Genomic DNA, 26,880 nt, shown 5'->3' with positions numbered 1-26,880 from the left:
ATGGGGAAGAGGGACGGTTTCAGTGCCGGCGGGCGGCTTCGTCGCGCATCCCGAGCAATTCGCCGACGGGCAGCCCCGCCGGTCCGGCCGGGACTTCGAGGTCGTCCACTTCCTGCACGCAGCCGTGGTAGTGGCAGTTGAGCCAGCCGACCCCGGCACCGGCCGCGAGCCCGACCGCGGTGGCCGCCGCGACCGCCCACGTGCACGCGGTCGGCTCCGCCGCCAGTACACCGAAGGAAAGCTCCATCCCGGGCGCAACCAGATTCTGCGCTGCCTCGACCAATTCCATTCGAATCTCCTCTGCTCCAGGCCGGCGGCCTCGCGTCAGTGCGTGGCTGCCGTCACGATAAGCGGCGCATTCCCGGGCAGTCATCCACCGATTGACGGAGAAGGCACGCCGTTTCACCGGGGCGAAACGCGGCGCACGGGACGATGCCCCGGTAATTCGGAGGTGGACCGGGTGGCCGCGTCCGGGCGGGGGGTTCTCCAGCGAGCCGGGGGTGAGGAGGCAACCGCGTATTGTCCCCTCGCGCCCCCGCCGGGCACCACGCGCAGCTCGCGGGAAAAGCTCACGCGTGTGCTCACGGACGCGCGTGCGAAGATCCCGGGGTGTCCCGTACTCCCTCCCGCCGCCGCTCGTTCTGGGACGACGCCGTGGTGTACCAGCTGTACGTCCGCTCATTCGCCGACAGCGACGGTGACGGCGTGGGTGATCTCGACGGGGTGATCCGGCGGCTCGGCCACATCGCCGGGCTCGGCGCCGACGCGATCTGGCTCAACCCCTGCTACCCCTCACCGCAGGCGGACCACGGCTACGACATCGCCGACTACCGCGCCGTCAACCCCGAGTACGGCAGCCTCGAGACGTTCGACCGCCTGGTCGCCGAGGCGCACGCCCGCGGGCTCCGGATCCTCATGGACCTCGTCCCCAACCACTGCTCGGAGCGGCACCCCTGGTTCACCGCGGCCCTGGCCGCCGGCCCCGGCTCCCCCGAGCGCGCGCGGTTCGTCTTCCGTGACGGCCGGGGTGAGGAGCCGCCCAACAACTGGCAGTCGGTCTTCGGCGGGCCCGCCTGGACCCGGGTCACCGAGCCCGACGGCACGCCCGGGCAGTGGTACCTGCACCTGTTCACCCGCGAGCAGCCGGACTTCGACTGGCGCAACGCCGACGTCGTCGCCTTCTTCGACGACGTCCTGCGGTTCTGGTTCGACCGCGGCGTCGACGGGTTCCGCATCGACGTCTGCCACGGGCTGATCAAGGACGCGGCCCTGCGCGACTGGGACCCGGCCGGCGGCGGCTACAACGCCCACAGCTGGAACCAGCCGGAGGTCCACGGGATCTTCCGCCGCTGGCACGCGCTCGCCGCCGGCTACGGCCCGGAACGCGACCTCCTGCTCGTCGGCGAGGTCTGGGTCCCGGACCCGGCCGACCTCGACCGCTACCTGCGCCCGGACGAGCTGCACCAGGCCTTCTCGTTCGACCTGCTCGTCCAGCCGTGGGACGCGCGGGCCCTGCGCGCGGCCGTCGGGCGCGCCACGGCCCGGACAGCCGTGCACGGCGCCCCGGCCGCGTGGACGCTGGCCAACCACGACGTGCACCGGGCCGTCACCCGCTACGGCATCGTCCGCCCCGAGGCCGCCACCGAAAGCAACGACGCTTTCGCCGCCCTGATGCGCCCCCGCGGCGACGTCGACCCCGAGCTCGGCGAACGGCGGGCCCGCGCGGCGCTGCTCCTGCTGCTGGCCCTGCCCGGCTCGGTTTTCCTCTACCAGGGCGAAGAACTCGGCCTGCCCGAGGTCCTCGACCTCCCCGACGAAGCCCGCGAGGACCCGGTGTTCCACCGCACCGGCGGGCGCGAGAAGGGCCGCGACGGCTGCCGGGTCCCGTTGCCGTGGATCGCGGACGCCCCGGCTTTCGGGTTCGGCACGGGGGTGCCGTGGCTGCCGCAGCCGGAGTGGTTCGCCCGGTACGCCGCCGACGTCCAGGAGAAGGACGACACGTCGACGCTGCACCTCTACCGCCGAGCCATCCGGACGCGGCGGGAGCTCCGTCTCGGCGAACCGGGCCCGCTGGACTGGCTCACCACCGGCGACGACGCCGTACTCGCTTTCCGGCGCGGCGAGCTGGTGTGCGTGGTCAACACCGGGAGCGCGCCGTTCACACCGCCCGCAGACTGGGGCGAGGCGGTGCTCGGCAGCGCGGGCTTCGAGGGCGAGCTGCCCGGCGACTCCGCGGGCTGGTTCTCGACCGCCGGGTCGTGAGAGCCAAGGCGCGGCCGCCAGGGCGTGAGCGCCCGCGCCCTGAGCGCCCGCGTCCTGCCGCCGGGTCCTGCCCTGCGGAAACCCGCTCTCCGCGACCCACCCGATTCCGGGTCAGGAGCCGACGGCTGTGCGGGGTCCGTCCAGCAGCCGCGGGTCCACGCGTGGTGGCCAGGCGTGCGCGGTGTACAGGCCGGCCGCGTGGGCCTTGGCCACCAGCGCGGTGCGGTTGGGCACGGCGAACCGACGGACCAGCGCGCCGACGTGGTACTCCACGCCCTGGCGGCTCAGGTGGGCCCGCTGGGCCAGCTCGGTCGTCGGGACGCCGGCCGCCAGCCCCTCCAGGACCAGGGCTTCCAGCGGGGTCACCAGTGGCTGCCGGGCCCGCTGCGGGCCGCCCGCCGCCCGCCGGACGGCCACCACGATCCGCCGGGAACCCGCCAGCGCCAGCGCGGTCAGCTCGGCGGCGACCGCCGTCCCGCCCGGGCCGGGGAGCACCAGCCGGTCGGTCGCTTCGAGCCGGGCGCCGGTGGCGAGCGCGGTCAGCGCGCAGCGCGGCCCTTCGGCGAAGTCCGGGTGCAGGAAGTCGAAGATCGCCCGGTGCCGCAGCTCGAACGCGGAAGCGCCGAACAGGTCGCAGAACCCGTCTTCGGCCGTCAGCACGCGGAAGTTCTCGTCAATGCACGCGACGTACCAGGTCCTCGGTTCCGGTTCACCCATGTTCACCCACCCCGTAGTGCTCGGATGCGGAGCATTCAACCCGCCGGAGCGGTGGCCGCGGTACCCGCGATCCACGGGAGCGGCGGTGCCACGATGCGGAGGATCAGTCCTCGCGGGCGTGGGGCGCCACGCGCGGCGGCCAGTGCGCGGGGCGGAGCAGCCCGGCGGCGTAGGCCTTCGACACGAGCGCGGCCCGGCTCGGGGCGCCGAGCTTCCGCAGCATCGCGCCGATGCGGTAGTCGACGGCCTGGCGGCTCAGGTACAGCCGCAGCGCGATCCGGACGGCCGGTTCCCCCGCCGCGAGCCCTTCGAGGATCTGCGCGTCGAGGGCGGCGAGCCGCACCGCCGCCGGGCCCGGCTCGCCGGCCTCGACCGGCTTGACGAGCAGCACCAGGCACGGCTCGCCGTCGTCCGCGGTGACGGTCCGGCCGGTCACGTCGGCGAAGAACGGGCCGCCGGGACCGAGCCCGGCGAGCCGCTCGTCGAAGTGGTCCTTCCGGCCGGCGGCCAGCTCCGCCAGCCCGCGCCGCACGGTGTCCTGGACCGCGGGCAGGAACCAGCCGCAGAACGCCGTGCCGATCACGTCGTCCGGCGTGGTGCCGAACAGGTCCGCGAACGCACCGGTCACCCGCCGGGCGACCAGGTCGCGGCCGAGTTCGACCATCCCGGCCCCCCGCTCCGCGACCGCCGGGAGCCGGTTGCCCCGGCGCAGCGCCACCTCGCTCATGCTGATCACCGTTCCGTCGCCCGTGGCTCCACCGAAATGCGGAGCCCCTTCGCTCACGCTAGGCACGGGCGGTCCGGGACGAGCCGGCGGCGAAGGCAATTCAGCTTCGGCCGGAGCCGGCGTCCGGCAAACGCGGAGCGGCTCCGGGTCCGGGGTCACCGGATGAGCCCGCCGTCGACGTGCAGGACCGACCCGGTGATGTAGCCGGCCCGTTCGGAGACCAGGAACGCGACCAGGTCCGCGACCTCCTCCGGCCTGCCGAACCGTCGCAGCGGGACGTCGGCCAGCGCGCGTTCCCGGGTCCGTTCGCCGAGCACGGCGACCATGTCCGTGTCGATGAACCCCGGCGCCACCGCGTTGACGCGCACGCCGTAGCGCCCGACCTCCTTGGCCAGCGCCTTGCAGAACCCGATCGTGCCGGCCTTCGAGGCGCTGTAGTTGGTCTGCCCGGCACTGCCGTGCACCCCGGCGATCGAGCTGACCGCGACCACGGTGCCCGCCTTGCGCTTCATCATCCCGAACACCACCGGGCGGCACACGTGGTAGACACCGTCGAGGTTGGTCCCCAGCACGGCTTTCCAGTCCTCGTCCGGCATCCGGACCAGCGGCTGGTCCCGGGTGATGCCCGCGGACGTCACCGCCGCCGCGACCGGGCCGAGTTCCCCCTCGGTGCGCGCGATCCAGGCACGGACCGCTGCGGCGTCGGCGACGTCGACCCGCTCGGCGAGCACGCGCACGCCCAGCTCGGCCAGGTCCTTCTCGACCTCGCGCGCGGCGTCTTCGTCGGAGCGGTAGCAGAAGCTGACGTCGAAGCCGTCGCGGGCCAGGCGGGTGACGACCGCCCGGCCGATGCCCCGCGAGCCGCCGCTGACCAGCGCCACCCCGCTCATCGCCCGCTCCCCAGCCGCAGCAGCGCGCAGGCCACCGCTCCGTCCCGGTCGACCGAGCCGACGACGGCAGGCTCCCCCGGTTCCCCCGTCGCCAGCACCTCGGCGACCTGGAACATCGCCGTCGCCGCGCCGGTGTCGCCGATCAGGTCGGCCAAGGGGTCGGGGTACCCCGGCACGCCGGACCACGACACGACGCCGACGTCTTCGGCGGACACGCCTGCCGTGGCCAGCACACTGTCCAGACAGGACTGCTTCGCCGCCTCGACCTCGTCCGGCCGGGCGACCCGCGACCGCACGGCGAGCACCTCGGCCAGCGCCGGGTGCGGTCCGGCGGGCTCGACGCGCAGCATCACGCAGCCCTCGCCGAGCACGCCGTCGACGCCGCTGTGGGACTCGATCCAGGACCGGGCGTCCGAGTACTCCTCGACGGCGCCGGCCAGCACGCTCGGTGCCCGCCCGGTCCGCAGCAGGCGGACGGCGTAGCCCAGCGCGGACAGACCGGCTACCCGTCCGCCGGCCAGTGTCACGTTGGGCCCGGTCAGTCCGTGCCAGATCGCGCAGCGGCCGGCGGCCGCATTCATGATCGAGTTGGGCATCCGCCCCGGGTCGACGAAGTACGGCTTGGCCTCCACGAAGGACGGCCGGGTGAAGTCCATGGTGGACTGCAGGCTGCCCATGGTGCCGAGCACGAGCCCGGTGCGGTCGCCGCGTTCGACGGGCCGCCCGGCGGTCAGCCTGCCGACGGCCCACACGGCGAGCCCGGTGAGCCGGTCCATGGACCGGGTACCCTTGCGGCCCAGCAGCTCCCGGGCCTCGAAGCCGGGCACCACGGCCGCCTTGTGCACGGCACCGTCGGTCACCGGCGCCGCCACCCCGGCCCGCAAACCATCCACGAAGGACTCACGCTCGATGCCGAACGGCGAAACCGCCGTCCACGCCGTGATCACCGGGTTCACCGAGCCACCTCCGCGTCGAACCGGCCGAGGACGACCACGGCGTTGTTGCCACCGAAGGCCAGGCCGTTGTTCTGCACGATCCGCAGGTCGGCCTCGATCGCCCGGTTGGGCACGCAGTCGATGGCGCACTCGGGGTCGGTCTCGCGGTGGTTGATGGTCGGCGGGATGAACCGGTGCGTGATGCCGAGCCCGCAGGCGATCGCGGCCAGCGCGCTGGCCGCGCCCATCGTGTGGCCGAGCATCGACTTGAGCGACACCGTCGGCGGCGGCCGCTCCCCGTAGACGTCGCGGATCGCCGCGGTCTCGGTGACGTCGTTGGCCGGGGTGCCGGTGCCGTGCGCGGAGATCAGGTCCACCTCGTGCGGCTCGACCCCGGCGTCGCGCAACGCCAGCTCGATGCACTCCTTGATGCTCGCCTGGTCCGGCGCGACCGGGTGGCTGGCGTCGCAGTTGAGCGCGTACCCCAGCACTTCGGCGTAGATCGGGGCCCCGCGGCGCAGCGCGGACTCCGCGGTTTCGAGCACGATCACCCCGGCGCCCTCGCCGGTGAGGATGCCCTTGCGGTCCTTGTCGAACGGGCGGCAGCAGTCCGGCGCGACCGTGCCGAGCCGGTAGAACCCGGCGAAGGTCTTGCGGCACATGGCGTCCGCGCCTCCGCACAGCGCGAACTCGGCTTCGCCGGCCCGGACGGCGTCGAAGCCGGCGCCGATGGCGTAGTTGCCCGCCGAGCAGGCGGTGGCCACCGTGGTCGCCTCCACATCGGACAGGGCCAGGTCGTGCGCGATCCCGGCGGACAGGCGGGTCGCGGCCGAGCGCCGGGCCCGCACCGGGTCCATCGCCGCCGGGCCGTGGGCGAGCTCGGTCTCCACCAGCCGGTCGAGATCGTGGGCTTCGCCGTCGGTGGTGCCGACGCAGATCATCCCGCGCCGGGCACGCAACACCTCTTCGGTGAGCCCGGCGTCCTCCACGGCCATCCGGGACGCCGCGACCGCGAACCGCGTCGCCCGGCCGAGCTCCGCCGGATCCAGCCGGTGGATCCAGGGCCGGGGGTCGAAGCCCGCGACCTCACACCCCATCTTGTGCTCGAAGCCGTCGGTGTCGAAGACCCCGATCGGCCGGGCGCCGCTGCGGCCCGCGCGCAGCGCGACGGCGAACTCGGCGCGGCCGATGCCGATGCTCGACACCACGCCCAGCCCGGTCACCACCACTCGGCGGTCCATCAGAGTGCTTCCGCCTCGGTGACGACGCGGTAGACGCCGTCGAGGGTGAGCATCGTCTTCAGCTGCGACTCGGCGATCTGGATGCGATAGCGCTTTTCGCACTGCGCGACCAGCTCGATGAGCGACAGCGAATCGACGCCGTGGTCGTCGACGAACGAGCTGGTGCCGGTGATTTCGCCGGGCTCCAGTTCGAGCACGTCGCACACCAGGTCGCGGAGCTCGTCGTGGAGCTCGACCTGCACTTCGGTCATCGCGGGACTCCTATTCGCCCATGGCGCGGACCAGGCTGGCCGGCCGCATGTCGGTCCAGTTCTCTTCCACGTAAGCCAGCGCGGCCTCGCGGCTCGCGTCGCGCAGGACCACGGTCCAGCCCGCGGGCACCTCGGCGAAGGCGGGCCACAGGGAGTGCTGCCGCTCGTCGTTGACCAGCACCAGGAAAGTGCCGTCGGCGTCGTCGAAGGGGTTGCTCATCGCTGCTCCTCTCGGGATTCTCGCGCACAGTCAACCAGCGCGGCGTCGAGAATTTCGCCAATGTGCTTCAGCGGCCCGGGCCGGGTCAGGTCGGCGTGCGCGCTCCCGGTTTCGTGGACCTGGACGGCATCGACGTACGGCCCCCAGACCTCCGCCGGGTCGTCGTTCGCGTCCGCGGCGGCGAAGTGCAGCAGCCGCCCGGCGTAGTGGCCGGGAACGAACTTCCGCGACAGCTCGTCGTTGTTGCGCCACACCGCCACCAGCCGCCGCAGGTGTTCTTCGCCGAAGTCCGGCGGCAGCCCGGAGCCTGCGACGAGCGCGGCCACCGCGGCCGGGGTCAGCTCGCGGCCGTCCGCCTGCACGCCGACGGCGTCCAGGATGGTCGAATAGATCTCCTGGTCCGCCACCGCTTCGGCGTCGTGGGCCCGGGGGCGGCTGTCCAGGCTGACCAGCAGCGCGACCTCGTCGCCCTGCTCCCGCAGCAGCACGGCGATCCGGTGGGCGACGAGCCCGCCGAACGACCAGCCCAGCAGGTGGTAGGGCCCGGCCGGCTGGACTTCCCGGATCCGGGCGAGGTAGTCCGCCGCCATTTCGTCGAGGGAAGCCGGCAGCGGCTCGGCCACGGCCAGCCCGCGGGCCTGGAGGCCGTAGACCGGCCGCCGCGGATCGAGGTGCGGCACCAGCCCGATGTAGGACCAGCTCAGCGCGCCCACCGGGTGCACGCAGAACAGCGGCGGCAGGTCCCCGCCGGTCCGCAGCGGCAGCAGCGGGTCGAACGCGCTCTCGCGGGTTTTCCCGGTTTCCGTCGCGTGGTCGACGAGCTCGGCCAGCCCGGCGGGCGTCGGCCGTTCGAACAGCGCGCGGACGCCGAGGTCGGTGCCCAGCGTGGCGCGGATCCGGCTGACCAGCCGGGTCGCGGTGAGCGAGTGCCCGCCGAGGTGGAAGAAGTCGTCGTCCACCCCCGCCGTCGGCACTTCCAGCACCTCGGCGAACAGCGCGCACAGCGTCCGTTCCCGCTCGGTGCGGGGCGCACGGCCGCGGCCGGTGACGTCCGGGGCGGGCAGGGCGGCTCGGTCCAGCTTCCCACTGGCCGTCACCGGGAACGCCGTGAGCGGCACGAAGGCCGACGGCACCATGTACCGCGGCAGCCGTTCGGCCGCGTGGGCCCGCAGCGCGTCGGCATCGGCTTCCCCGACGACGTAGGCGACGAGCTGGTAGTCCCCCGCGGGGAGCGGACGCGGCACCACGACCACGTCCGAGACGCCGTCGTGTCCCCGCAGCACCATTTCGATCTCGCCGGGTTCGACGCGGACGCCGCGGACCTTGACCTGGTGGTCGACCCGGCCGAGGTATTCGACCTCGCCGTCGTGGTTCCAGCGGGCGCGGTCGCCGGTGCGGTACATCCGGACGCCCGGCGTCCCGAACGGGCTGGCGACGAACCGCTCCGCGGACAGCCCCGGCTGCCCCTGGTACCCGCGGGCCAGCTGCGTGCCGGCCAGGTACAGCTCGCCGGCGACGCCGGGCGGCACCGGCCGCAGCCAGCGGTCCAGCACGTAGACCTGGGTGTTCCAGAATGGACGTCCGATGGGGACGGTCGCCACCTCGCCGGGCGGCGACGTCCACGCGGTGACCTCGATCGCGGCTTCGGTCGGGCCGTAGAGGTTGTGCAGCTCGACGTCCAGCGCCGCGTGGAGCCGGTCGCGCAGCGCCGGGCTCAGGGCTTCGCCGCTGCAGAACACCCGGCGCAGCCCGGTGAGGCCGGCGGCCTCGGGCAGGAACTCCCGCAGCATCGACGGGACGAAGTGGACGTCGGTGACGCCTTGGCGGCGAATGACGTCGGCCAGGTAGCGCGGGTCGCGGTGCCCGTCGGGCCGGGCGAGGACGAGCGTCCCCCCGGAGATCAGCGGCCAGAAGAACTCCCACAGCGCCACGTCGAACCCGCACGAGGTCTTCTGCAGCACCCGGCCCGGCCGCCCGAAGGTGTCCCGCATCCACAGCAGCCGGTTGGTCAGCGCGGCGTGCGAGACGACCACGCCCTTCGGCTTGCCCGTCGAACCCGACGTGTACATCACGTAGGCCGCACCGTCGCCCGAGACGGGGCCCGGGAAGGCCGCCGCGCCGTCGAGCCGGACGTCGTCGAGCACGAACACCGGCCGGGCGTCGCCGAGGAGGTGGGCGACGCGCTCGGCCGGGTAGTCCGGGTCGATCGGCAGGAACGCCGCGCCGGTGCGCAGGACGGCCAGCAGCGCGACGACCAGGTCCACCGAGCGCGGCAGCGCGATCGCCACCACGCGTTCCGGTCCGGCCCCGCGGCTCGCCAGCGCGCCCGCGAGCCGGTCCACCCGGGTGGCCAGTTCCCGGTAGGTGACCTGCTCGTCGTCGGAAACCGCCGCGATCGCCCCGGGTGTCGCGAGAGTCTGGGCGAGGACGAGTCCCGGCACCGTCGCGGCCGGGGTGGGGTGCGCGGTGGCGTTCCACCCGTGCACGACCCGCGCCCGCTCGGCGTCGCCGGTCAGCTCCAGCGCCCCGATCGGCCGGGCCGGGCCGGCGACGGCGGCCCGCAGGACCCGGGTCAGCCAGCCGGTGATCCGCTCGGCCGTGCCGCGGTCGAACAGGTCGGTGCTGTACTCGAGCGAGCCCGCCAGCCCGGCCGGGGCACCGTCGTCGTGCTGCTCGGCGTAGTCGAGGAGCAGGTCGAACTTCGCGGTGCCGGTGTCCACGGTTTCGGCCACGGCGGGCAGCCCGGCGGTCTCGTCGACGGCGTCGGGCAGGTTCCGGGCCACGAGCATCACCTGGAACAGCGGGTTGCGCGCCAGGGACCGGACGGGGTTGAGCGCGTCGACGACCAGCTCGAACGGGACGTCCTGGTGGGCGAAGGCGGCCAGGTCGGTCTCGCGGACCCGCCGGAGCAGGTCCTCGAAGGTCACCTCGCCCGAGACGTCGGTGCGCAGGACCAGGGTGTTGACGAAGAAGCCGACCAGGTCTTCCAGTGCGCGGTCGGTCCGGCCGGCGACCGCGGTGCCGATCGGGATGTCCGTGCCCGCCCCGAGTTTGGCCAGCGTCACGGCCAGCGCGGCCTGCACGGCCATGAACACGGTCGTCCCGGTGCGGCGGGCCAGCCCGGCCAGTCCCCGGTGCGTTTCCGCGTCCACTTCCAGGGCGACCCGGTCACCGCGCAGGGACAGCGCGGGCGGGCGCGGGCGGTCGAACGGCAGCGCCAGCTCGTCCGGCGCGCCTTCGAGCGCTCGGCGCCAGAAAGCGAGCTGCGTGCTGACCGCACTGTCCGGATCGGCCACTTCGCCGAGGCTTTCCCGTTGCCACACCGCGAAGTCGGCGTACTGCACCGGCAGCTCGGGCCAGCCGGGTGCGGTTCCGGCCGCCCGGGCCCGGTAGGCCGCGGTGAGGTCGGCGGTGAGCGGGCCGAACGACCACGCGTCCCCGGCGATGTGGTGCAGCACCAGCGCGAGGACGTGCTCCTCCCCCGCGGCGAACAGCCGGGCGCGCAGCGGCAGGTCCACGGCGAGGTCGAACTCCTCGGCGACGAACTCGGCGACGGACCCGGCGGCCGGGAGCGTTCCGGTGGTGTCGAACCGCAGGCGCGCCTCGGCTTCGGCCGGGTCGAGGACGTGCTGGTACGGGGAGCCGTCGGCCACGGGGAAGACCGTGCGCAGGGTCTCGTGGCGCGCGATGACGTCCGCGAACGCGGCCCGCACGGCGCCGGGGTCGACGTCGCCGGTCAGCCGCACGACGGCCGGGATGTGGTAGGCCGAACCGCCTTCGCCGAGCTGGCCGAGGAACCACAGCCGCTGCTGCGCGAACGACAGCGGGATCCGCCCGGGGCGTTCGCCGGCGCGCAGGGCCGGGCGGGCCGGGGCGGCCGCGGTGCCGATCGCGCGGGCGAGCCCGGCGACGGTCGGGGCCTCGAACACGGCCGAGACCGGCAGCTCGACGCCGAACACCGAGCGCACGCGGCCGATCAGCCGGGTGGCCAGCAGCGAGTGGCCGCCGAGGTCGAAGAAGCTGTCGCCGGCGCCGACCGCGGGCTGCCCGAGGACGTCGGCGAACAGGCCGCACAGGATCTCCTCCCGCGGTGTCTTCGGCTCGCCTCCGGCCCGGACGGCCACCGGCCACACCGGCTCCGGCAGCGCGCGCCGGGCGATCTTGCCGTTCCCGTCGACCGGGAGCGCCGGCAGCGGAACCAGGACCGCGGGCACGAGCGCGGCGGGGAGCCGGCCGCCCAGCGCCGTGCGCGCCACCGCCACGTCGAAGCCGGCCGCCGGCACCACGTACCCGACGAGGGACGGCTGGCCGGCCGGGTCGGGCCGGACCGCGGCGACGGCGGCGCGGACGCCGTCCAGCGCGTGCAGCGCGGCCTCGACCTCGCCGAGCTCGATGCGGACGCCGCGGACCTTGACCTGGTCGTCGGCCCGGCCGAAGTACTCCAGCTCGCCGTCACGGTTCCAGCGGACCCGGTCGCCGGTGCGGTACATCCGGGAGCCGGGCGCGCCGAACGGGTTCGCGAGGAACCGTTCCGCGGTGCCCCCGGCCCGGCCGGCGTAGCCGCGGGCGACGCCGGTGCCGCCGACGTACAGCTCGCCGACGACTCCCGGCGGAACGGGGCCGAGGTCCGGTCCCAGGACGTAGAGCTGCGTGTTGCGCAGCGGCCCGCCGATCGGGACGACGTCGCCGTGGCCGAGGAAGGCGTGCGTGACGTCGTCCGAGCACTCGGTGGGGCCGTAGGCGTTGACCAGGCCGATGTCCGGGAACCGGGCGAGCCAGCGGTCGCGCAGATCGGGCGGGAAGGCCTCGCCGGTGACCAGCAGCCAGCGCACTGCGGGCAGCTCGACGGCCGGGTCCCACTCGTCGAGGGCGATCCGCAGCAGCGACGGGACCACCTCGACCACGGACACGCCGTCCGCGGCGGCCACGGCGAACAGCCGCCGCGGGTCCGCCCGCAGGGCGGCGCCCACGACCCGCACCGCACCGCCGGCCAGCAGGGCGGCGAACATCTGCCAGACCGAGATGTCGAACGTCAGCGGGGCGTTCTGCAGCACCGTGTCGGCCGCGGTCAGGCCGAGATCCTCGATCTTGGCGAGCAGGTGGTTGACCACGCCGCCGTCGCACACCACCACGCCCTTGGGCTGTCCGGTCGAGCCGGACGTGAAGAGCACGTACGCGGCGTCGGCGGGGTGCCGCGGCGCCGGGGTGCAGTCGAGCGCGATCGCGCGCCCGGTGACCACCCGCAGGCCCGGCACGGCCGCCGCGATCTCCGCCGCCCGCGCGGCCAGTGCCGCCGGGGCCAGCAGCCAGGCGGCCCCCGCGTCGGTGAGCATCCCGGCGATCCGCTCGACCGGCGCCTGCGGGTCCACCGGCACGTACGCGCCGCCCGCGGCCCAGACGCCGAGCACCGAGCCGGTGAACTCGCGGCCGGCGTCGCCGAGGATCCCGACGACCGCGCCGCGCCCGGGCAGGCTCCCGGCCACGCCCGAGGCGAACGCCCACAGTTCGCGGTAGGTCCAGGTGCCGTCGTCGTCGGTGATCGCCGTCGCGTCCGGCGTCGTCCGGGCGAGCTCCCGCACCCGGGTGGGCACGTCGGTGCACGTCTCGTCGCGGGCGGTGTCGTTCCAGGTGGTCAGGACCAGGTGCCGCTCGGCCGGGTCGAGCACGGTGAACGCGCTGAGCGGCCGGTCCGGGGCCGCGGCCAGCTCGCCGAGCAGCCGGACGAGCCGCCGCGCGATCGCCCGGGCGGTGCCGGCGTCGAACAGGTCGGCGGCGGCTTCGAGGAAGGCCCGGATGCCCGCGGGCCCACCGTCCCCGTCGTGCTGCTCCCGCATGATGAACATGAGGTCGTAGTCCATCGCCTCCAGCGCCTGCTGCTCGAACCCCGCCGCCAGGCCGTCGAACTCGAACCGCGCCTCGTCGAGGTTCTCGAACTCGAGCATCACCTGGAACAGCGGGTGCCGGGCGGGTGAGCGCACCGGGTTGAGCGTGTCGACGACCCGCTGGAACGGCACGTCCTGGTGGCCGAACGCGGCCAGGTCGGTCCGCCGGACGCGGGTCAGCAGCTCCCGGAACGTCGGGTCGCCGCCGAGGTCGGTGCGCAGCACGAGCACGTTGACGAAGTTGCCGACGACGTCGTCGAGTGCTTCGTCGGTGCGCCCGGCCACGGCGGTGCCGAGCGGGATGTCGGTGCCCGCGCCCAGCTTGCCCAGCAGCACGGCGAGGGCCGCCTGCACGACCATGAACGCCGTGGTGCCGGTCTGGCGGCAGACGTCGGTGAGCGCGCGGTGGATCGCCTCGCCGATCTCGAAGTCGAAGCCGTGGCCGCGGTAGGACGGCGTCGCGGGGCGCGGCCGGTCGGCGGGCAGGGCCAGCTCCTCCGGCAGACCGTCCAAAGCAGACTTCCAGTAGGCCAGCTGACGGGAGATCCCGCTGTCCGGATCGGACTCGTCGCCGAGGATCGACCGCTGCCACAGCGCGTAGTCCGCGTACTGCACCGCCAACGGTGTCCACTGTGGAGCGGCTCCGGCGAGGCGCGCGTGGTAGGCGTGGGCGAAGTCGCGCGCCAGCGGGACGAGCGACCAGCCGTCCACCGCGATCTGGTGCAGCACCAGGACGAACACGTGCTCGCCGGGCGCATCCCGGAACAGCACCGCCCGCAGCGGCAGTTCGGCGGCGGTGTCGAAGCGCTTGGGCACCGAGGCGATGTCCCCGGGGCCGCGGACGTCCAGGCGCGCCAGGTCGCGCGCCTGCCCGGCGGCCAGCACGAGCTGCCGCGGTTCGCCGTCGACGACCGGGTAGAGCGTGCGCAGGGACTCGTGCCGCTCGACGACGTCGCCCAGCGCGGCGGCGAACGCCTCGACGTCGAGCTCGCCGCGCAGCCGGATCGCCAGCGGCGGCATCTCCAGGGAGGCCTCCGGCCCGGCGATCTCGTCGAGGAACCAGAACCGTTCCTGGACGTAGGACAGCGGCAGCTCCCGCCCGGGCCGCGGCATCGCGGTCAGCGGCGGCCGGGGCCGGCCGGGAGCCGCCTCGTCGCCGAGCCGCTCGGCGAGCTGCGCGACCGTCGGGGCCTCGAAGATCGCCCGGACGCCCAGGTCGGCCCCGAGCACCGAGCGGATCCGCCCGGCCAGCCGGGTGGCGAGCACCGAATGCCCGCCGAGGTGGAAGAAGTCGTCCCCGGCACCGACCGACGGCACCTTGAGCACCTCCGCGACCAGCCCGCAGAGGATCTCCTCGAGCGCGGTCCGCGCCCGCCGGGTCCGCAGGCCCGCGAAGTCCGGCGCGGGCAGTGCGCGGCGGTCGACCTTCCCGTGGGAGGTGAGCGGGAAGGCGTCCAGGACGACGAACGCCGACGGCACGCAGTGCTCGGGCAGCGCGGCGGCCACCCGCGCGCGCAGCTCGTCCGGGTCCGCCGGCCCGGTCACGTAGGCGACCAGGCGGCGGTCGCCGTCGTCGTCGCGGGCGAGCACGAGCACGCCGGTGACCCCGTCGACGGCGCCGAGCACGGCCTCGACCTCGCCGGGCTCGATGCGGAACCCGCGGATCTTGACCTGCTCGTCGGCCCGGCCGCGGAACTCCAGCTGCCCGCCGCGCCAGCGGACGCGGTCGCCGGTGCGGTACATCCGGGTACCCGCCGGGCCGAAGGGGTCGGCGACGAACCGCTCCGCGGTGAGGGCAGGCCTGCGCAGGTAGCCGCGCGCGACCTGCGCCCCCGCGAGGTACAGCTCGCCGGTGACACCGGGCGGCACCGGCCGCAGGGCGGCGTCGAGCACGTAGGCACCGGTGTTCGCGATCGGCCGTCCGATCGGCGGCGCGTCTTCGGCCCGGCCGGACAGCCGGAACCCGGTGGCGTTGATCGTGGTTTCGGTGGGGCCGTAGAAGTTGACGACCCCGCGGGTCGCCGCGTGCAGCCGGTTCGCCAGCTCGGCGCCGACCGCCTCGCCGCCGATGATCGCCCGCACCCCGGCGAGCGCGGCGGCGTCCTCCTCCAGCACGTAGTGCCACAGCGCGGGCCCGGCGTCCAGCAGCGTGATCCCGGCGTCGCGGATCAGCCGGGTGAGCGCGACGGGGTCGCGGACGGTGCCGCGGTCGGCGACGACCAGCGTGGCCCCGGCGACCAGCGGTGCGAAGAGCTCCTCCAGTGAAATGTCGAACGTCGGCGCCGCCACGGCGAGCACCCGGTCCCCCGGCGCGTGCCCGCAGGTGCGGACGACGTCGGCGATCGCGTTGGCCAGCGCGCGCACCGGCACCACGACCCCCTTGGGGCGGCCGGTCGAGCCGGACGTGGTGATCACGTACGCGGGATGCTCCGGCCGCACGTCCCGCGGCGGGTCGGTGTCCGGCGCGGCGCCGGCTTCGACGTCGCGGAGCACGACGACCGGTTCGGTGCCGGCGATCAGCTCGGCGATGCGGTCGGCCGGGTACGCCGGGTCGACCGGGAAGTAGGCGGCGCCGGCCTTGGCCACCGCGAGGGCCGCGACGACCAGGTCCGCCGAGCGCGGCAGCACGACGGCCACCACCGCCTCCGGCCCGGCGCCGGCGGCGATCAGCCGGTGCGCCAGCCGGTTGGCCCGCGCGTTCAGCTCCCGGTAGGTCAGCGCGACGCCGTCGTGCTCGACGGCGACGGCCCCGGGCGTGCGTGCCACCTGCGCCTCGACCAGGTCCGCCACCGGCGGCCCCGGCTCGTACCGCGGTCCGCGGCCGTCGGCGAGCACGGCGCCGAGCTCGGCCGGGGACAGCGGCGCGAGCCGGGCCAGGAGACGATCCGGCGTGGTGACCACGGCCTCCAGCAGGGCGAGGAGCCGGTCCGCCGTCCGGTGCGCCAGCGCGGCGTCGAAGGCGTCGGCGCGGTACTCCAGCCGCAGCCGCAGGCACCGGTCCGGCACCACGGTCAGGCTCAGCGCGTAGTGGGTGGCGTCCCGGGCTTCGGCGGCGCTCAGGCGCAGGCCGGCGAGTTCGCCGTCGAGGTCTTCCGACGCGAGCGGGTAGCTCTCGAAGACGAAGGCCGTGTCGAACAGCTCGCCGAGCCCGGCCTGCTGCTGGACCTCCCAGAGCGCGAGGTGCTGGTGCGCGAGGAGGCCGAACTGCGCGCGCTGCAGCCGGGCCAGGGTACCGGCGAGGGTGGCAGCCGGGTCGAGCCGGACGCGGACGGGCAGGGTGTTGATGAACAGCCCGACCAGGTCTTCGATGCCCGCGACCTCCGGCGGCCGCCCGGCGCTGACGGCGCCGAACACGACGTCGGAGCGTCCGGTGAGCTCGCCGAGCGCGATCGCCCAGCAGCCCTGCAGGACGGTGTTGAGCGTGACGCCCTCGGCGCGGGCCCACGCGGTGACGGCCGCGGTCAGCGCCTCCGGCACGTCGACGAGGAGGGCTTCGGGCAGTTCCGGCTCGCGGAGCTGCCCGGGCCCGGCGACGAGGGTGGGCTCGGCGAGGCCGTCGAGGGCTTCGCGCCAGGCTTGGCCGGCCGCGGCGCGGTCCTGGCCGCGCAGCCAGTTCAGGTAGCCGCGGTGGTCCGGCACCGGCGGGACCGGCCGGCCGGCGTAGAGCGCGAAGAGGTCACGCAGGATGAGCGGCATCGACCAGCCGTCGGTGAGGACGTGGTGGTTGGTCGAGACGAACCGGTACCGCCGGTCGGCCAGCCGGATCAGCAGGAACCGCAGCAGCGGCGGGTTTTCCACGTCGAACGGGCGGGCGCGTTCGACGTCGACGACCTGGGCCGCTTCGCTTTCGCGGCCGCGGAGGTCGACTTCCCGCCACGGCAGCCGCGTGCGGGCCGGGACGACCTGCACCGGCTCGCCGGAGCGGCGGCGCCGGAAGCACGCACGCAGCGGCGCGTGCCGGTCCAGCAGCGCCTGCCCGGCCGCGCGCAGCGCTTCGGGGTCGAGCTCGCCTTCGAGGTCGACGACGAGCTGGACGTGGTAGACGTCGGCGGTGCCGTTCCCGCTCAGCGCGGCGTGGTACAGCAGCCCTTCCTGCAACGGCGTCAGCGGGAGGACGTCCTGCAGTCCCTGGGTTGTCACGGTGATTCCTCCCATGCGAGTCCGGCGGCGAGCTCGTCGAGCTCGTCGTCGCCGAGCGAGGTCAGGGTGAGTTCGGCGGGGCCCGCGGCCGGGTCCGCTGTGAGCAGCGCTTCCAGCGCGGTCAGCCAGCGGCGGGCGACGGCGTCGCCGCCGGGCAGCGCGTCCGGGGCCCAGATCCACTCCGCCGCCAGGCAGCCGCCCTCGATCGCCGCGTTGATCGCCAGCACGTGCGCCAGCGGCATGCCCGGGTCCGCTTCGGCGACCGGGGCGGGCTCGGCCGCCCAGTCGCCGCCGGCGTGCGCGGGGTCGCCGAACCGGCCGAGGTAGTTGAAGCCGACCTGCGGCACCGGGAGCCCGGCCAGGCCGGAATCCGGGTCGAGGTGGCGGAGGATGCCGTACCCGATCCCGTTGCCCGGCACCGCGCGCAGCAGCTCCTTCGTGCGGCGCAGGCCACCGGGCTCGAGCCGGACGGGGTACACGCTGGTGAACCAGCCGACCGTCCGGGAGAGGTCGGCCCCCTCGACCAGCTGTTCCCGGCCGTGCCCTTCCAGCGCCACCAGCTGCGGGCGCCCGAGCGCCTCGGCGAGCGCGGTCAACAGCAGCTCCCGGACGTCCGCGTGCGGGTGGGCCAGCACGGCGGCCGTCCGCTTCGCGGTCAGTTCGAGCCGCAGCCGCCGGGCGGTCGCCGCGGTGTCGAGGACCGGGTCGAGCGACCGGTGGCCGAGCAGCGGGTCGGGTCCACTGTGGACCGACTGCCAGTACACCGCCTCGTCCGGTTTCGCCGCGGCGAGCAGCTGGGCCCACTGCCGCAGCGGCGTCCCGACGGGTGCCGGCTCTTGACCGCGCCAGACCGCTTCGAGGTCGTCACGCAGGATCCGCCACGAGACGCCGTCCACGACGAGGTGGTGCAGCACCAGCAGCAGCTTCCCGGGTCCGGTCCCGGTGTCGAACCAGACCGCGCGCAGGACTTCGCCTTCCCAGGGGTCCAGCTCCGCCCGGGCCGCGGCCCCGTACCGTTCGACGTCGGCCGGCGAACCGGTGACCCGGCGCACGTCGACCGGCACCGTCCCCTGTGGACGGACGTGCAGCTCCCACTCCCCGGTCACCCGCAGCCGCAGGGCGTCGTGGTGGTTGACGAGGACCTGCAGCACGTCGCGGAGGCGGTCCGGATCGGCCCCGGCGGGCGTGGTGAACACCATCGCCTGGTTGAAGCCGGCGACCGGCCCGCCGTGGTCGCGCAGCCAGGCGACGATCGGGGTGAGCCCGACGCGGCCGGTGCCCTCGACGTGCGGCAGCACGGGCGCCGCGGCGGCCGGGGTGGCGGCCTCGGCCATCCCGCGCGCGGTACGGGCGGTCAGGACGTCCCGCGGGGTCAGCGCCCACCCGGCCCGGCGGGCCCGCGCGACCACCTGGAGCGCGGTGATGCTGTCGCCACCGAGGTCGAAGAAGCTGTCGTCGACGCCGACGGACGCGAGCCCGAGGACCTCGGCGAGGACCGCGCCCAGCGCGCGTTCCGGGCCGGTTTCGCCCGCCGCGGTGCCGGTGGTGAACACGGGATCGGGCAGCGCGGCGCGGTCCAGCTTGCCGTGCGGGGTGCGGGGCAGCTCCGCCAGCACGGTGACCGCCGCGGGCACCAGGTGCCCGGGCAGCCGGGCCCGCAGGTCTTCGCGCACCGCAACCGGGTCCGCGTCCCCCACCACGTAGGCCAGCAGCCGTCCGGACCGCACGATCGCGGCGGCCTGGGTGACGCCGTCGTGCGCGGTGAGCGCGTGCTCGACCTCTCCGGGTTCGACGCGGAAGCCGCGGATCTTCACCTGCTGGTCGGCGCGGCCGAGGTAGCGCAGCTCGCCGTCGCCGGTCCACGCGGCCAGGTCGCCGCTGCGGTAGAGCCGGGCGCCGGGCGGGCCGAACGGGTCGGCGACGAACCGGGCGGCGGTCCGCGCCGGGTCGCGGTAGCCGCGGGCGACCTGGGCGCCGCCCAGGTAGAGCTCGCCGGGCACGCCCGGCGGCACCGGCCGCAGCCAGGGGTCGAGGACGCGGGCGGTGGTGTTGTCGAGGGGACGGCCGATGGTCGGCCTGGTCCCGGCTTCCAGCGCGCCGGTCACGGTGACGGTCACGGTGGTTTCGGTGGGGCCGTAGGCGTTCACCATCCGGCGGCCGGGCGCCCAGCGCTCGGCGAGCTCCGCCGGGCACTCCTCGCCGGCGACGACGAGCGTGATCCCGCCGGGCAGCCGGGGCACGGTGGCCAGCACGGTCGGCGGCAGGACGACGAAGTTCGCCCGGGTGTCCTCGACGAGCCGGGCGAGGGGTTCGCCGGCGACCCGCTCGGCGGCCGACGGCATGACCAGCGCCGATCCGGTGAGCAGGGTCGCGAAGAGCTCGCCGAGCGCGGCGTCGAAGCCGAGCGGCGCGAACTGCAGCACGCGCGTGCCCGGGCCGAGGCCGAAGCGCCGGTGGTGGTCGGCCGCCAGCGCCAGCACGTTGCGGTGCTGGACGACCACGCCCTTCGGCGTCCCGGTCGAACCCGACGTGTAGACGACGTACGCGGCGTTGTCCGGCGTCAGCGGCGCGAGCCGGTCTTCGTCGGCCGGTGCCCGCGACGGGGCCGGCTGCGCCTCGAAACCGGCGAGGACTTCGGAGGTGAGGACGAGCACCGGCGCGGAATCCCGCAGCAGGTGGGCGATCCGGTCGTCCGGGTAGGCCGGGTCGACCGGGAGCACGGCCGCGCCGGCCTTCAGGACGGCGAGCACGGCGACGACCAGCCCGGTCGACGGCGGCAGCAGCAGCGCCACCACCCGCTCGGGGCAGGCACCCTCGCCGATGAGCACGTGGGCCAGGCGGTTCGCACGCTCGTCCAGCTCGGCGTAGCCGGTTTCGACGCCGTCGCCGAGCACCGCGAGCCGCTCACCGGCCCGGCTCGCCTGGTACTCGAACACGCCGGGCACGGTGCACGCCGGCAGGGCCCGGTGCTCGCCGTCGACGCTGGTGTCGTGGGTGAGGTCGGCCGTGCCGGCCACGGCGCCGGGCGCGGCCGTCACCGCCGTGAGCAGCCGGACGAGCCGGCCGGCCAGCGCCTGCGCGGTGCCGCGGTCGAAGAGACCGGTGTCGAACTCCAGGTAGCCCTGCAGGCCGCCGGCACCGGGGGTGAACGAGAACGCGAGGTCGCACTTGGCGGTGCCGGACGCGACCGGCACCGCGGTCGCGGTGATCCCGGGCAGCGCCAGCCGCGGTTCGGGGGCGTTCTGGAACGCGAGCAGCACCTGGAACCGCGAGGCGACCCGCCCGAACGGCAGGTCCTGGTGCGCCAGCGCGGCCAGGTCGGCTTCACGCACCCTCGCGAGCAGCTCGTGGAAGGTGGGGTTGCCGGACAGGTCCGTCCGCAGCAGGAGCGTGTTCACGAACAGGCCGACGAGGTCGTCGAGGTCGCTGTCGGGCCGGCCCGCGACCGGCGTGGCGATCGGGATGTCGGTGCCCGCGCCGTGCTTGGCGAGCAGCAGGGCCAGCGCGGCGTGGACGACCATGAACGCGGTCGTCCCGGTGTCGGTGGCCAGCGCCGTGACGGCGTCGTGCAGGGCGGGCTCGATCCGGAACGCCACGACGTCACCGCGCCGGGCGGGCTCGGCCGGGCGCGGCCGGTCGGCGGGCAGCTCGATCTCGTCCGGCACCTCGGCCAGGGCCGTGCGCCAGAAGTCCTCCTGCGCACCGAGGTCGAGTTCCCGGTGCCACAGCGCGTAATCCGCGTACTGCACGGGCAGCGGGGTCCACTCCGGACGCCGGCCACGCGTCCGGGCGGCGTAGGCGCGGGAAAGGTCTCTCGCGAGCGGGCCGAGCGACCAGCCGTCCGCGGCGACGTGGTGCACGACGAGCTGCAGCACGTGCTCGGTGCCGTCGATGGCGAACAGCCAAGCCCGGATGGGGAGTTCTTCGCCGAGGTCGAACGGCTCGGCCGCGCGGGCCGCCGTCTCGTGGTCCAGCTCCGCTTTCCCGATCGGCACGACCGGCAGTTCCGGGGCCGTGTCGAGGACCACCTGGTGCGGCACGCCGTCCACCTCGGCGAAGACCGTGCGCAGGCTTTCGTGCCGGGTGACGACGTCGGCCAGTGCGGCCCCCAGCGCGGCGCGGTCCAGCACGCCGGAAAGCCGGATGGCGGCCGCGATGTGGTAGGCCGCGGACGGGCCCGAAAGGCGCTGCTCGGCCCACATCCGTTCCTGGGCGGGCGACAGCGGCAGCCGGGCCGGCCGCGGTCCGGGCCGCAGCGTCCGCGCCTGCGCCCGCCCGCCGGCCCGGTCGAGCACCGGCAGCAGCAGCGCGGGGCTGGGTGCCTCGAACAGCGCCCGCAGGCCCAGCTCGACCCCGAATTCCGCCCGCACCTTCCGCACCAGCGAAGCGGCCAGCAGGGAATGGCCGCCGAGAGCGAAGAAGCCGTCGTCGGCCGACACCCGGTCGATCCCGAGCACCTCGGCGAAGAGCCGGCAGAGCCGGTCCTCGGCGGGTGAGCGGGGCACGAGCCCGGTGCCCGCGCCGGGTACGGGAGCGGGCAGGGCCGCCCGGTCGACCTTGCCGTTGCCGGTCAGCGGCAGGGCGCCGACGACCACGAACGCCGCGGGCACCAGGTGCTCCGGCAGGCGGTAGGCGGCCCAGGCCCGCAGGTCGTCGACGTCGAGCGTCCGCCCGCCCGCCGGGACGACGTGGGCGACCAGGCAGCTGTCCCCGCGCGGATCGGGCCGGGCGCCGACCGTCACCTCGCCGACCGCCTCGTGCCCGGCCAGCACCGTCTCGACCTCCACCGGCTCGACCCGGAAGCCCCGGATCTGCACCTGGTCGTCGGCGCGGCCGACGAACTCCAGTTCGCTGCCGGTCCAGCGCACGACGTCCCCGGTCCGGTACATCCGCTCACCCGCCTCCCCGAACGGGCAGGCGACGAACCGCCCGGCGGTGAGCGCGGCCCGGTTCAGGTACCCGCGGGCCAGGCCCGGCCCGGCGAGGTACAGCTCACCGGCGGTCCCGGCGCCGACGGGGTCGAGCCGGTCGTCGAGCACGAACACGCGCGTGCCGGGCAGCGGGCCGCCGACCGGGCTCCCGGTCGCCGCCGCGTCCAGGCCGCGGTAGGTGGCGTGGACGGTGGCTTCGGTGATCCCGTACATGTTGACCAGCAACGGGCTTCCGGTCCCGTGACGGCGGTACCACTCGGTCAGCTTGCTCGTCTGCAGCGCTTCGCCGCCGAGGACGACCGTGCGCAGGGAGAGTTCTTCCGTCGCTTCGGCGTCGCAGGCGGCGAGCTGCAGGAAGGCCGACGGCGTCTGGCTGAGCACGGTGACCCGCTCGGCGGCCAGCAGCTTGCGCAGCTCCCACGGCGATCGCGCCGTCTCGCGGGGCACCACGACGACGCGGCCGCCGTGCAGCAGGGCGCCCCACAGCTCCCAGACGGAGAAGTCGAAGGCGGCGGAGTGGCAGCAGCTCCACACCTGGTCCGGGCCGAACTCGAACAGGCTCGCCGTGGTGCGGAAGAGCCGCACGACACTGCCGTGCGTGACGAGCACTCCCTTGGCGCGACCGGTCGAGCCGGACGTGTAGATCGCGTAGGCGAGGTTGTCCGCGCGGACATCGGCCTCGGGGTCGGTGGGGTCGAACGCGGCGAGGCGCGCCCGCACGGCGGGGTCGTCGAGCAGCAGGGCCGGCCCGGGCAGCTGCGCGGCGGCGGTGCCGACCACCAGCGCGGGTCGCGCGTCCGCCAGCACGTGCTCCCGGTGCCCGGCCGGGTGGTCGAGGTCGAGCGGCAGGTACGCCGCACCGGTCTTGAGCACCGCGAGCACGGCGGCCACCTGGTCGGCGGACCGCGGCAGGGCCAGCGCGACCAGCCGCTCGGGCCCGGCGCCCGCTTCGAGCAGCAGCCGGGCGAGCCGGTTGGCCCGCTCGTCGAGGGCGCGGTAGCTCAGGTGCTCGTCACCGCTGGTGACAGCGATGCGCTCGCCGCTCTCGCGAACCTGCTCACGCCACAACCCGGCCAGGGTCGCCGTCTCCGCGGGCGCCGCGGCGCCGCTCCAGCCAACCGGCAGCCGCCGCTCGTCGGTCAGGGGTTCCCCGCCGGGCAGCACCGCGGCCAGGGCCGCCGGGGTCGGCGCGTCGAACACCTCCCGGATCGTCAGCTCGGCCCCCAGCCGCGCGCGGATCCGGGTGACCAGCCGGGTGGCGGTCAGCGAGTGGCCGCCGAGCTGGAAGAAGTCGTCGTCGGCCCCGACCGCGGGTACGCCGAGGACGTCCGCGAACACCGCGCAGAGCGCCGCTTCCCGGGCCGTCCGGGGCACGCGGCCGGGCGCCGCCGCCGGCGGCTCGGGCAGTGCCGCCCGGTCCAGTTTCCCGTGCGGGGTCAGGGGAAAGCGATCCAGGACGACGAACGCGGCGGGCACCATGGCGTGCGGGAGCGCCGCGGCGGCGTGGGCGCGCAGCGCACCCGGAACGGCCTCCCCCACGACGTAGGCGACGAGCTGCGGGTCACCGCCGGGAGCGGGCCGGAGCAGGACCACGGCGTCGGCGACGCCGTCGTGCTCGCGCAGCACCGCCTCGACCTCGGCGGGTTCGACGCGGACGCCGCGGACCTTGACCTGGTGGTCGGTGCGGCCGTGGTACTCCAGTTCGCCGTCGCGCCAGCGGGCACGGTCGCCGGTGCGGTACATCCGCTTGCCCGGCTCGCCGAAGGGGCAGGCCACGAACCGCTCCGCGGTGAGCTCCGGGCGGCCGCGGTAGCCGCGGGCCAGCTGGACACCGCCGAGGTACAGCTCGCCGACCACGCCGGGCGGGACCGGGCGCAGCCGCTCGTCCAGCACGTACGCCTGCGTGTTCCAGACCGGGCGGCCGATGGGCACGACCGCGACCTCGCCGGCCGGTGACGTCCAGGCGGTGACGTCGATGGCGGCCTCGGTGGGTCCGTAGAGGTTGTGCAGCTCGGCGTCGAGGGTCCGGTGGAATTCGGCGCGCAGCGCCGGGGAAAGCGCCTCGCCGCTGGTGTACACGCGGCGCAGCCCGGTTCCGGCGGCTTCGGGCAGGAACTCCCGCAGCATCGACGGGACGAAGTGGACATCGGTGACGCCCTCGCGGCGGATCACCTCGGCCAGGTAGGCGGGATCGCGGTGCCCCCCGGGCCGGGCCACGACCAGCGTCGCGCCGGTGATCAGCGGCAGGAAGAACTCCCAGACCGACACGTCGAAGCCGCAGGAAGTCTTCTGCAGCACGCGGTCCCCGGCCGCGATCCGGTAGGCGTCCTGCATCCACAGCAGCCGGTTCGCCAGCGCCGCGTGCGACACCAGGACGCCCTTGGGCTTGCCGGTGGACCCCGAGGTGTAGAGCAGGTAGGCCGCGCCCGGGCCGGGCACGCGGACGGGCGGCACGGTCCCAGGCTCGCCCGGCAGCGCCGAGTCGTCGAGCCAGAGCACCTTCGAGTCCACTGTGGAGGGAAGCAGGCCGGAGAGGCCCGTGGTGCCGAGCACGACGGACGGCGACGCGTCGCCGAGCAGGTGCGCGACGCGGTCGGCCGGGTACTCCGGGTCGATCGGCAGGAAAGCCGCCCCGGACCGCAGGATCGCCAGCAGCGCGACCACCAGTTCCACCGACCGCGGCAGCAGGACCGCGACCACCGTCTCCGGCCCGGCGCCGGCCGCGGCCAGCAGGCCCGCCAGCCGGTCGGCCCGCGCGGCGAGGTCCGCGTAGGTGACGTGCTCCCCCTCGAAGACGACCGCGGTCGCGTCCGGGGTCGCCGCGGCCTGGGCGGTGACCAAGCCGGGCACGGTCACCGCGGGCACCGGGTGGGCGGTCGCGTTCCAGCCGTGCAGGACGAGTTCGCGCTCGCCGGCTTCGAGGACGTCGAAGGCGCCGACGCGCTGCCCGGGATCGGCGAGCGCGGCGGCCAGCACGCGCCGCAACCGTTCGGCGATCCCGCTCGCGGTGGCGCGGTCGAACAGGTCCGCGCTGTACTCGACCGAAGCCTCGATGCCCGCGGGCACCCCGGCTTCGTACCGCTCGTGGTAGTCCAGGAGCAGGTCGAACTTGGCGGTTCCGGTCTCCACCCGCTCGACCACGGCCCCCGGCAGCTCCGGTTCGGCTTGGGCCACGAGCATGACCTGGAAGAGCGGGTTGCGCGACAGCGACCGCACCGGGTTCAGCGCGTCCACGACCAGTTCGAACGGCACGTCCTGGTGCGCGAACGCGGCCAGGTCGCACTCCCGGACCCGGTCCAGGAGCTCGGCGAACGACGGGTCGCCCGAGACGTCGGTGCGCAGGACCAGCGTGTTGACGAAGAAGCCGGCCAGGTCGTCGAGCGCCGGATCGGGGCGGCCGGCGACCGCGGTGCCGATCGGGACGTCGGTGCCGCCGCCGAGGTTCGCCAGCAGCACGGCGAGCGCGGCCTGCAGGACCATGAACACCGTCGAGCCGGTGTCCCTGGCGAGCCGGACCAGCGCCGCGTGGGTCGCCGCGTCGAGGTCCAGGGGCACCCGCCCGCCGGCCAGGGACAGCGTCGGCGGCCGGGGCCGGTCGAAGGGGAGGGCCAGCTCGTCCGGTGCCCCGGCGAGGGTGGCGCGCCAGAAGTCGAGCTGGCGCCGCACCGGACTGTCCGGATCGGACTCCGAGCCGAGCACTTCCCGTTGCCACAATGTGAAATCCGGGTACTGGACGGCGAGGTCCGGCAGGTCCGGGGCGGAGCCGGCGGCCCGGGCCCGGTACGCCGTCACCAGGTCGCGGGCGACCGGCGCCCACGACAGGGCGTCGCCGGCGATGTGGTGGACGACCACGAGCAGCGCGTGCTCCCCGCCGGGCAACCGGAACAGCCGGGCCCGCAGCGGCAGGTCCGCGGCCAGGTCGAACGGCCGGTGCAGGAACACCGAGGAGGAGGCGGCGAGGCCGGCCTCCTCGATCGCCACGGTGTCGAACGGCAGCCGCTCGCGGGCCACCGCCGGGTCGAGGACGTGCTGGTACGGCGAACCGCCGTCGACCGGGAACACCGTGCGCAGGCTTTCGTGCCGGACGAGGACGTCACCCAGCGCGGCGCGCAGGGCCACCGCGTCGACCGCCCCGGCCGGCCGGAGGAGCGTCGGCACGTGGTAGGCCGAGCCCGCTTCGCCGAGCTGGTCGAGGAACCACAGGCGCCGCTGCGCGAACGACAGCGGGACGCGCTCCGGCCGGTCCCGGGCCCGCAGCGGTGGCCGCGCCGGGCCGGCCGCGTCGAGCACCGCGGCCAGGCCCGCGACCGTCGGGTGCTCGAAGACGGCCGAGACCGGCAGCTCGACCCCGAACACCGCGCGGATCCGCCCGGTCAGCCGGGTGGCGAGCAGCGAATGCCCGCCCACGGCGAAGAAGCCGTCGCCGATCCCGATGCCGGGCTGCCCCAGGACGTCGGCGAAGAGCCCGCACAGGATTTCCTCGCGCGGGGTCCGCGGCCGGTCGCCGTGCCCGGCGGGCCACGCCGGCTCCGGCAGGGCGCGCCGGTCGAGCTTGCCGTTGCGGTCCACCGGGAGGTGGTCCACGGTGGCTGATCGGCCAGCAGATCCCGGTGCCGGGCGGGATCAACGTCACCTTCCAGGAGCCCCTGGGCGTGGTCGGCGTGATCGTGCCGTGGAACTTCCC

Annotated in this window: 11 protein-coding genes; 1 reads left to right on the top strand and 10 read right to left on the bottom strand. The window is 75.1% G+C overall.

Features of this window, described 5'->3' with window-relative positions; translation table 11 throughout:
- Positions 1-19: 19 nt before the first annotated feature.
- A complete protein-coding gene (locus AB0F15_RS30710) occupies positions 20-289 on the bottom strand; it encodes a hypothetical protein (protein ID WP_360277785.1) in 270 nt (89 codons plus the stop codon).
- 320 nt (positions 290-609) lie between these two features.
- Here AB0F15_RS30710 and AB0F15_RS30705 point away from each other — a divergent pair, with 320 nt between their 5' ends.
- Positions 610-2,262 (top strand): glycoside hydrolase family 13 protein, encoded by a 1,653-nt coding sequence (locus AB0F15_RS30705; protein ID WP_360277782.1) that lies wholly within the window; start codon positions 610-612, stop codon positions 2,260-2,262.
- 111 nt (positions 2,263-2,373) lie between these two features.
- Here AB0F15_RS30705 and AB0F15_RS30700 read toward each other — a convergent pair whose 3' ends face one another.
- The 9 genes from AB0F15_RS30700 to AB0F15_RS30660 form a co-directional block, all read right to left on the bottom strand.
- Positions 2,374-2,979, bottom strand: a complete 606-nt coding sequence (locus AB0F15_RS30700) for a LuxR C-terminal-related transcriptional regulator (RefSeq protein ID WP_360277780.1) — start codon at positions 2,977-2,979, stop codon at positions 2,374-2,376.
- Positions 2,980-3,082: 103 nt separating this feature from the next.
- Positions 3,083-3,706 carry a LuxR C-terminal-related transcriptional regulator gene (locus tag AB0F15_RS30695; RefSeq protein ID WP_360277778.1) on the bottom strand — a complete coding sequence of 208 codons (624 nt, stop codon included), beginning with the start codon at positions 3,704-3,706 and terminating at the stop codon, positions 3,083-3,085.
- A gap of 155 nt (positions 3,707-3,861) precedes the next feature.
- Positions 3,862-4,596: a 3-oxoacyl-[acyl-carrier-protein] reductase gene (gene fabG, locus AB0F15_RS30690; protein ID WP_360277775.1), complete on the bottom strand. Its 735-nt coding sequence runs from the start codon at positions 4,594-4,596 to the stop codon at positions 3,862-3,864.
- Positions 4,593-5,552 carry a beta-ketoacyl synthase N-terminal-like domain-containing protein gene (locus tag AB0F15_RS30685; protein WP_360277772.1) on the bottom strand — a complete coding sequence of 320 codons (960 nt, stop codon included), beginning with the start codon at positions 5,550-5,552 and terminating at the stop codon, positions 4,593-4,595. The genes fabG and AB0F15_RS30685 overlap by 4 nt, the downstream gene beginning before the upstream one ends.
- A complete protein-coding gene (locus AB0F15_RS30680; RefSeq protein WP_360277769.1) occupies positions 5,549-6,772 on the bottom strand; it encodes a beta-ketoacyl-[acyl-carrier-protein] synthase family protein in 1,224 nt (407 codons plus the stop codon). The genes AB0F15_RS30685 and AB0F15_RS30680 overlap by 4 nt, the downstream gene beginning before the upstream one ends.
- Entirely contained in the window at positions 6,772-7,023 is a 252-nt protein-coding gene (locus AB0F15_RS30675) for an acyl carrier protein (protein WP_360277766.1), read from the bottom strand. Before AB0F15_RS30675 ends, AB0F15_RS30680 begins: the two co-directional genes overlap by 1 nt.
- Before the next feature lie 10 nt (positions 7,024-7,033).
- A complete protein-coding gene (locus tag AB0F15_RS30670) occupies positions 7,034-7,243 on the bottom strand; it encodes an MbtH family protein (protein WP_360277764.1) in 210 nt (69 codons plus the stop codon).
- Positions 7,240-17,265, bottom strand: a complete 10,026-nt coding sequence (locus tag AB0F15_RS30665) for an amino acid adenylation domain-containing protein (protein WP_360277761.1) — start codon at positions 17,263-17,265, stop codon at positions 7,240-7,242. Before AB0F15_RS30665 ends, AB0F15_RS30670 begins: the two co-directional genes overlap by 4 nt.
- Entirely contained in the window at positions 17,262-26,780 is a 9,519-nt protein-coding gene (locus AB0F15_RS30660) for an amino acid adenylation domain-containing protein (protein WP_360277759.1), read from the bottom strand. Before AB0F15_RS30660 ends, AB0F15_RS30665 begins: the two co-directional genes overlap by 4 nt.
- Positions 26,781-26,880 lie beyond the last annotated feature (100 nt).

The organism is Amycolatopsis sp. NPDC026612 (assembly GCF_040638285.1).
GTDB lineage: Bacteria > Actinomycetota > Actinomycetes > Mycobacteriales > Pseudonocardiaceae > Amycolatopsis.
This window is presented reverse-complemented; position numbering and strand designations above follow the sequence as displayed.

What these genes read in the sequence shown, in the direction of transcription:
- AB0F15_RS30695 (WP_360277778.1), bottom strand. Translation starts at nt 3,706, where the DNA reads ATGAGCGAGGTGGCGCTGCGCCGGGGCAACCGGCTCCCGGCGGTCGCG.
- AB0F15_RS30710 (WP_360277785.1), bottom strand. Translation starts at nt 289, where the DNA reads ATGGAATTGGTCGAGGCAGCGCAGAATCTGGTTGCGCCCGGGATGGAG.
- AB0F15_RS30700 (WP_360277780.1), bottom strand. Translation starts at nt 2,979, where the DNA reads ATGGGTGAACCGGAACCGAGGACCTGGTACGTCGCGTGCATTGACGAG.
- AB0F15_RS30680 (WP_360277769.1), bottom strand. Translation starts at nt 6,772, where the DNA reads ATGGACCGCCGAGTGGTGGTGACCGGGCTGGGCGTGGTGTCGAGCATC.
- AB0F15_RS30670 (WP_360277764.1), bottom strand. Translation starts at nt 7,243, where the DNA reads ATGAGCAACCCCTTCGACGACGCCGACGGCACTTTCCTGGTGCTGGTC.
- AB0F15_RS30675 (WP_360277766.1), bottom strand. Translation starts at nt 7,023, where the DNA reads ATGACCGAAGTGCAGGTCGAGCTCCACGACGAGCTCCGCGACCTGGTG.
- fabG (WP_360277775.1), bottom strand. Translation starts at nt 4,596, where the DNA reads ATGAGCGGGGTGGCGCTGGTCAGCGGCGGCTCGCGGGGCATCGGCCGG.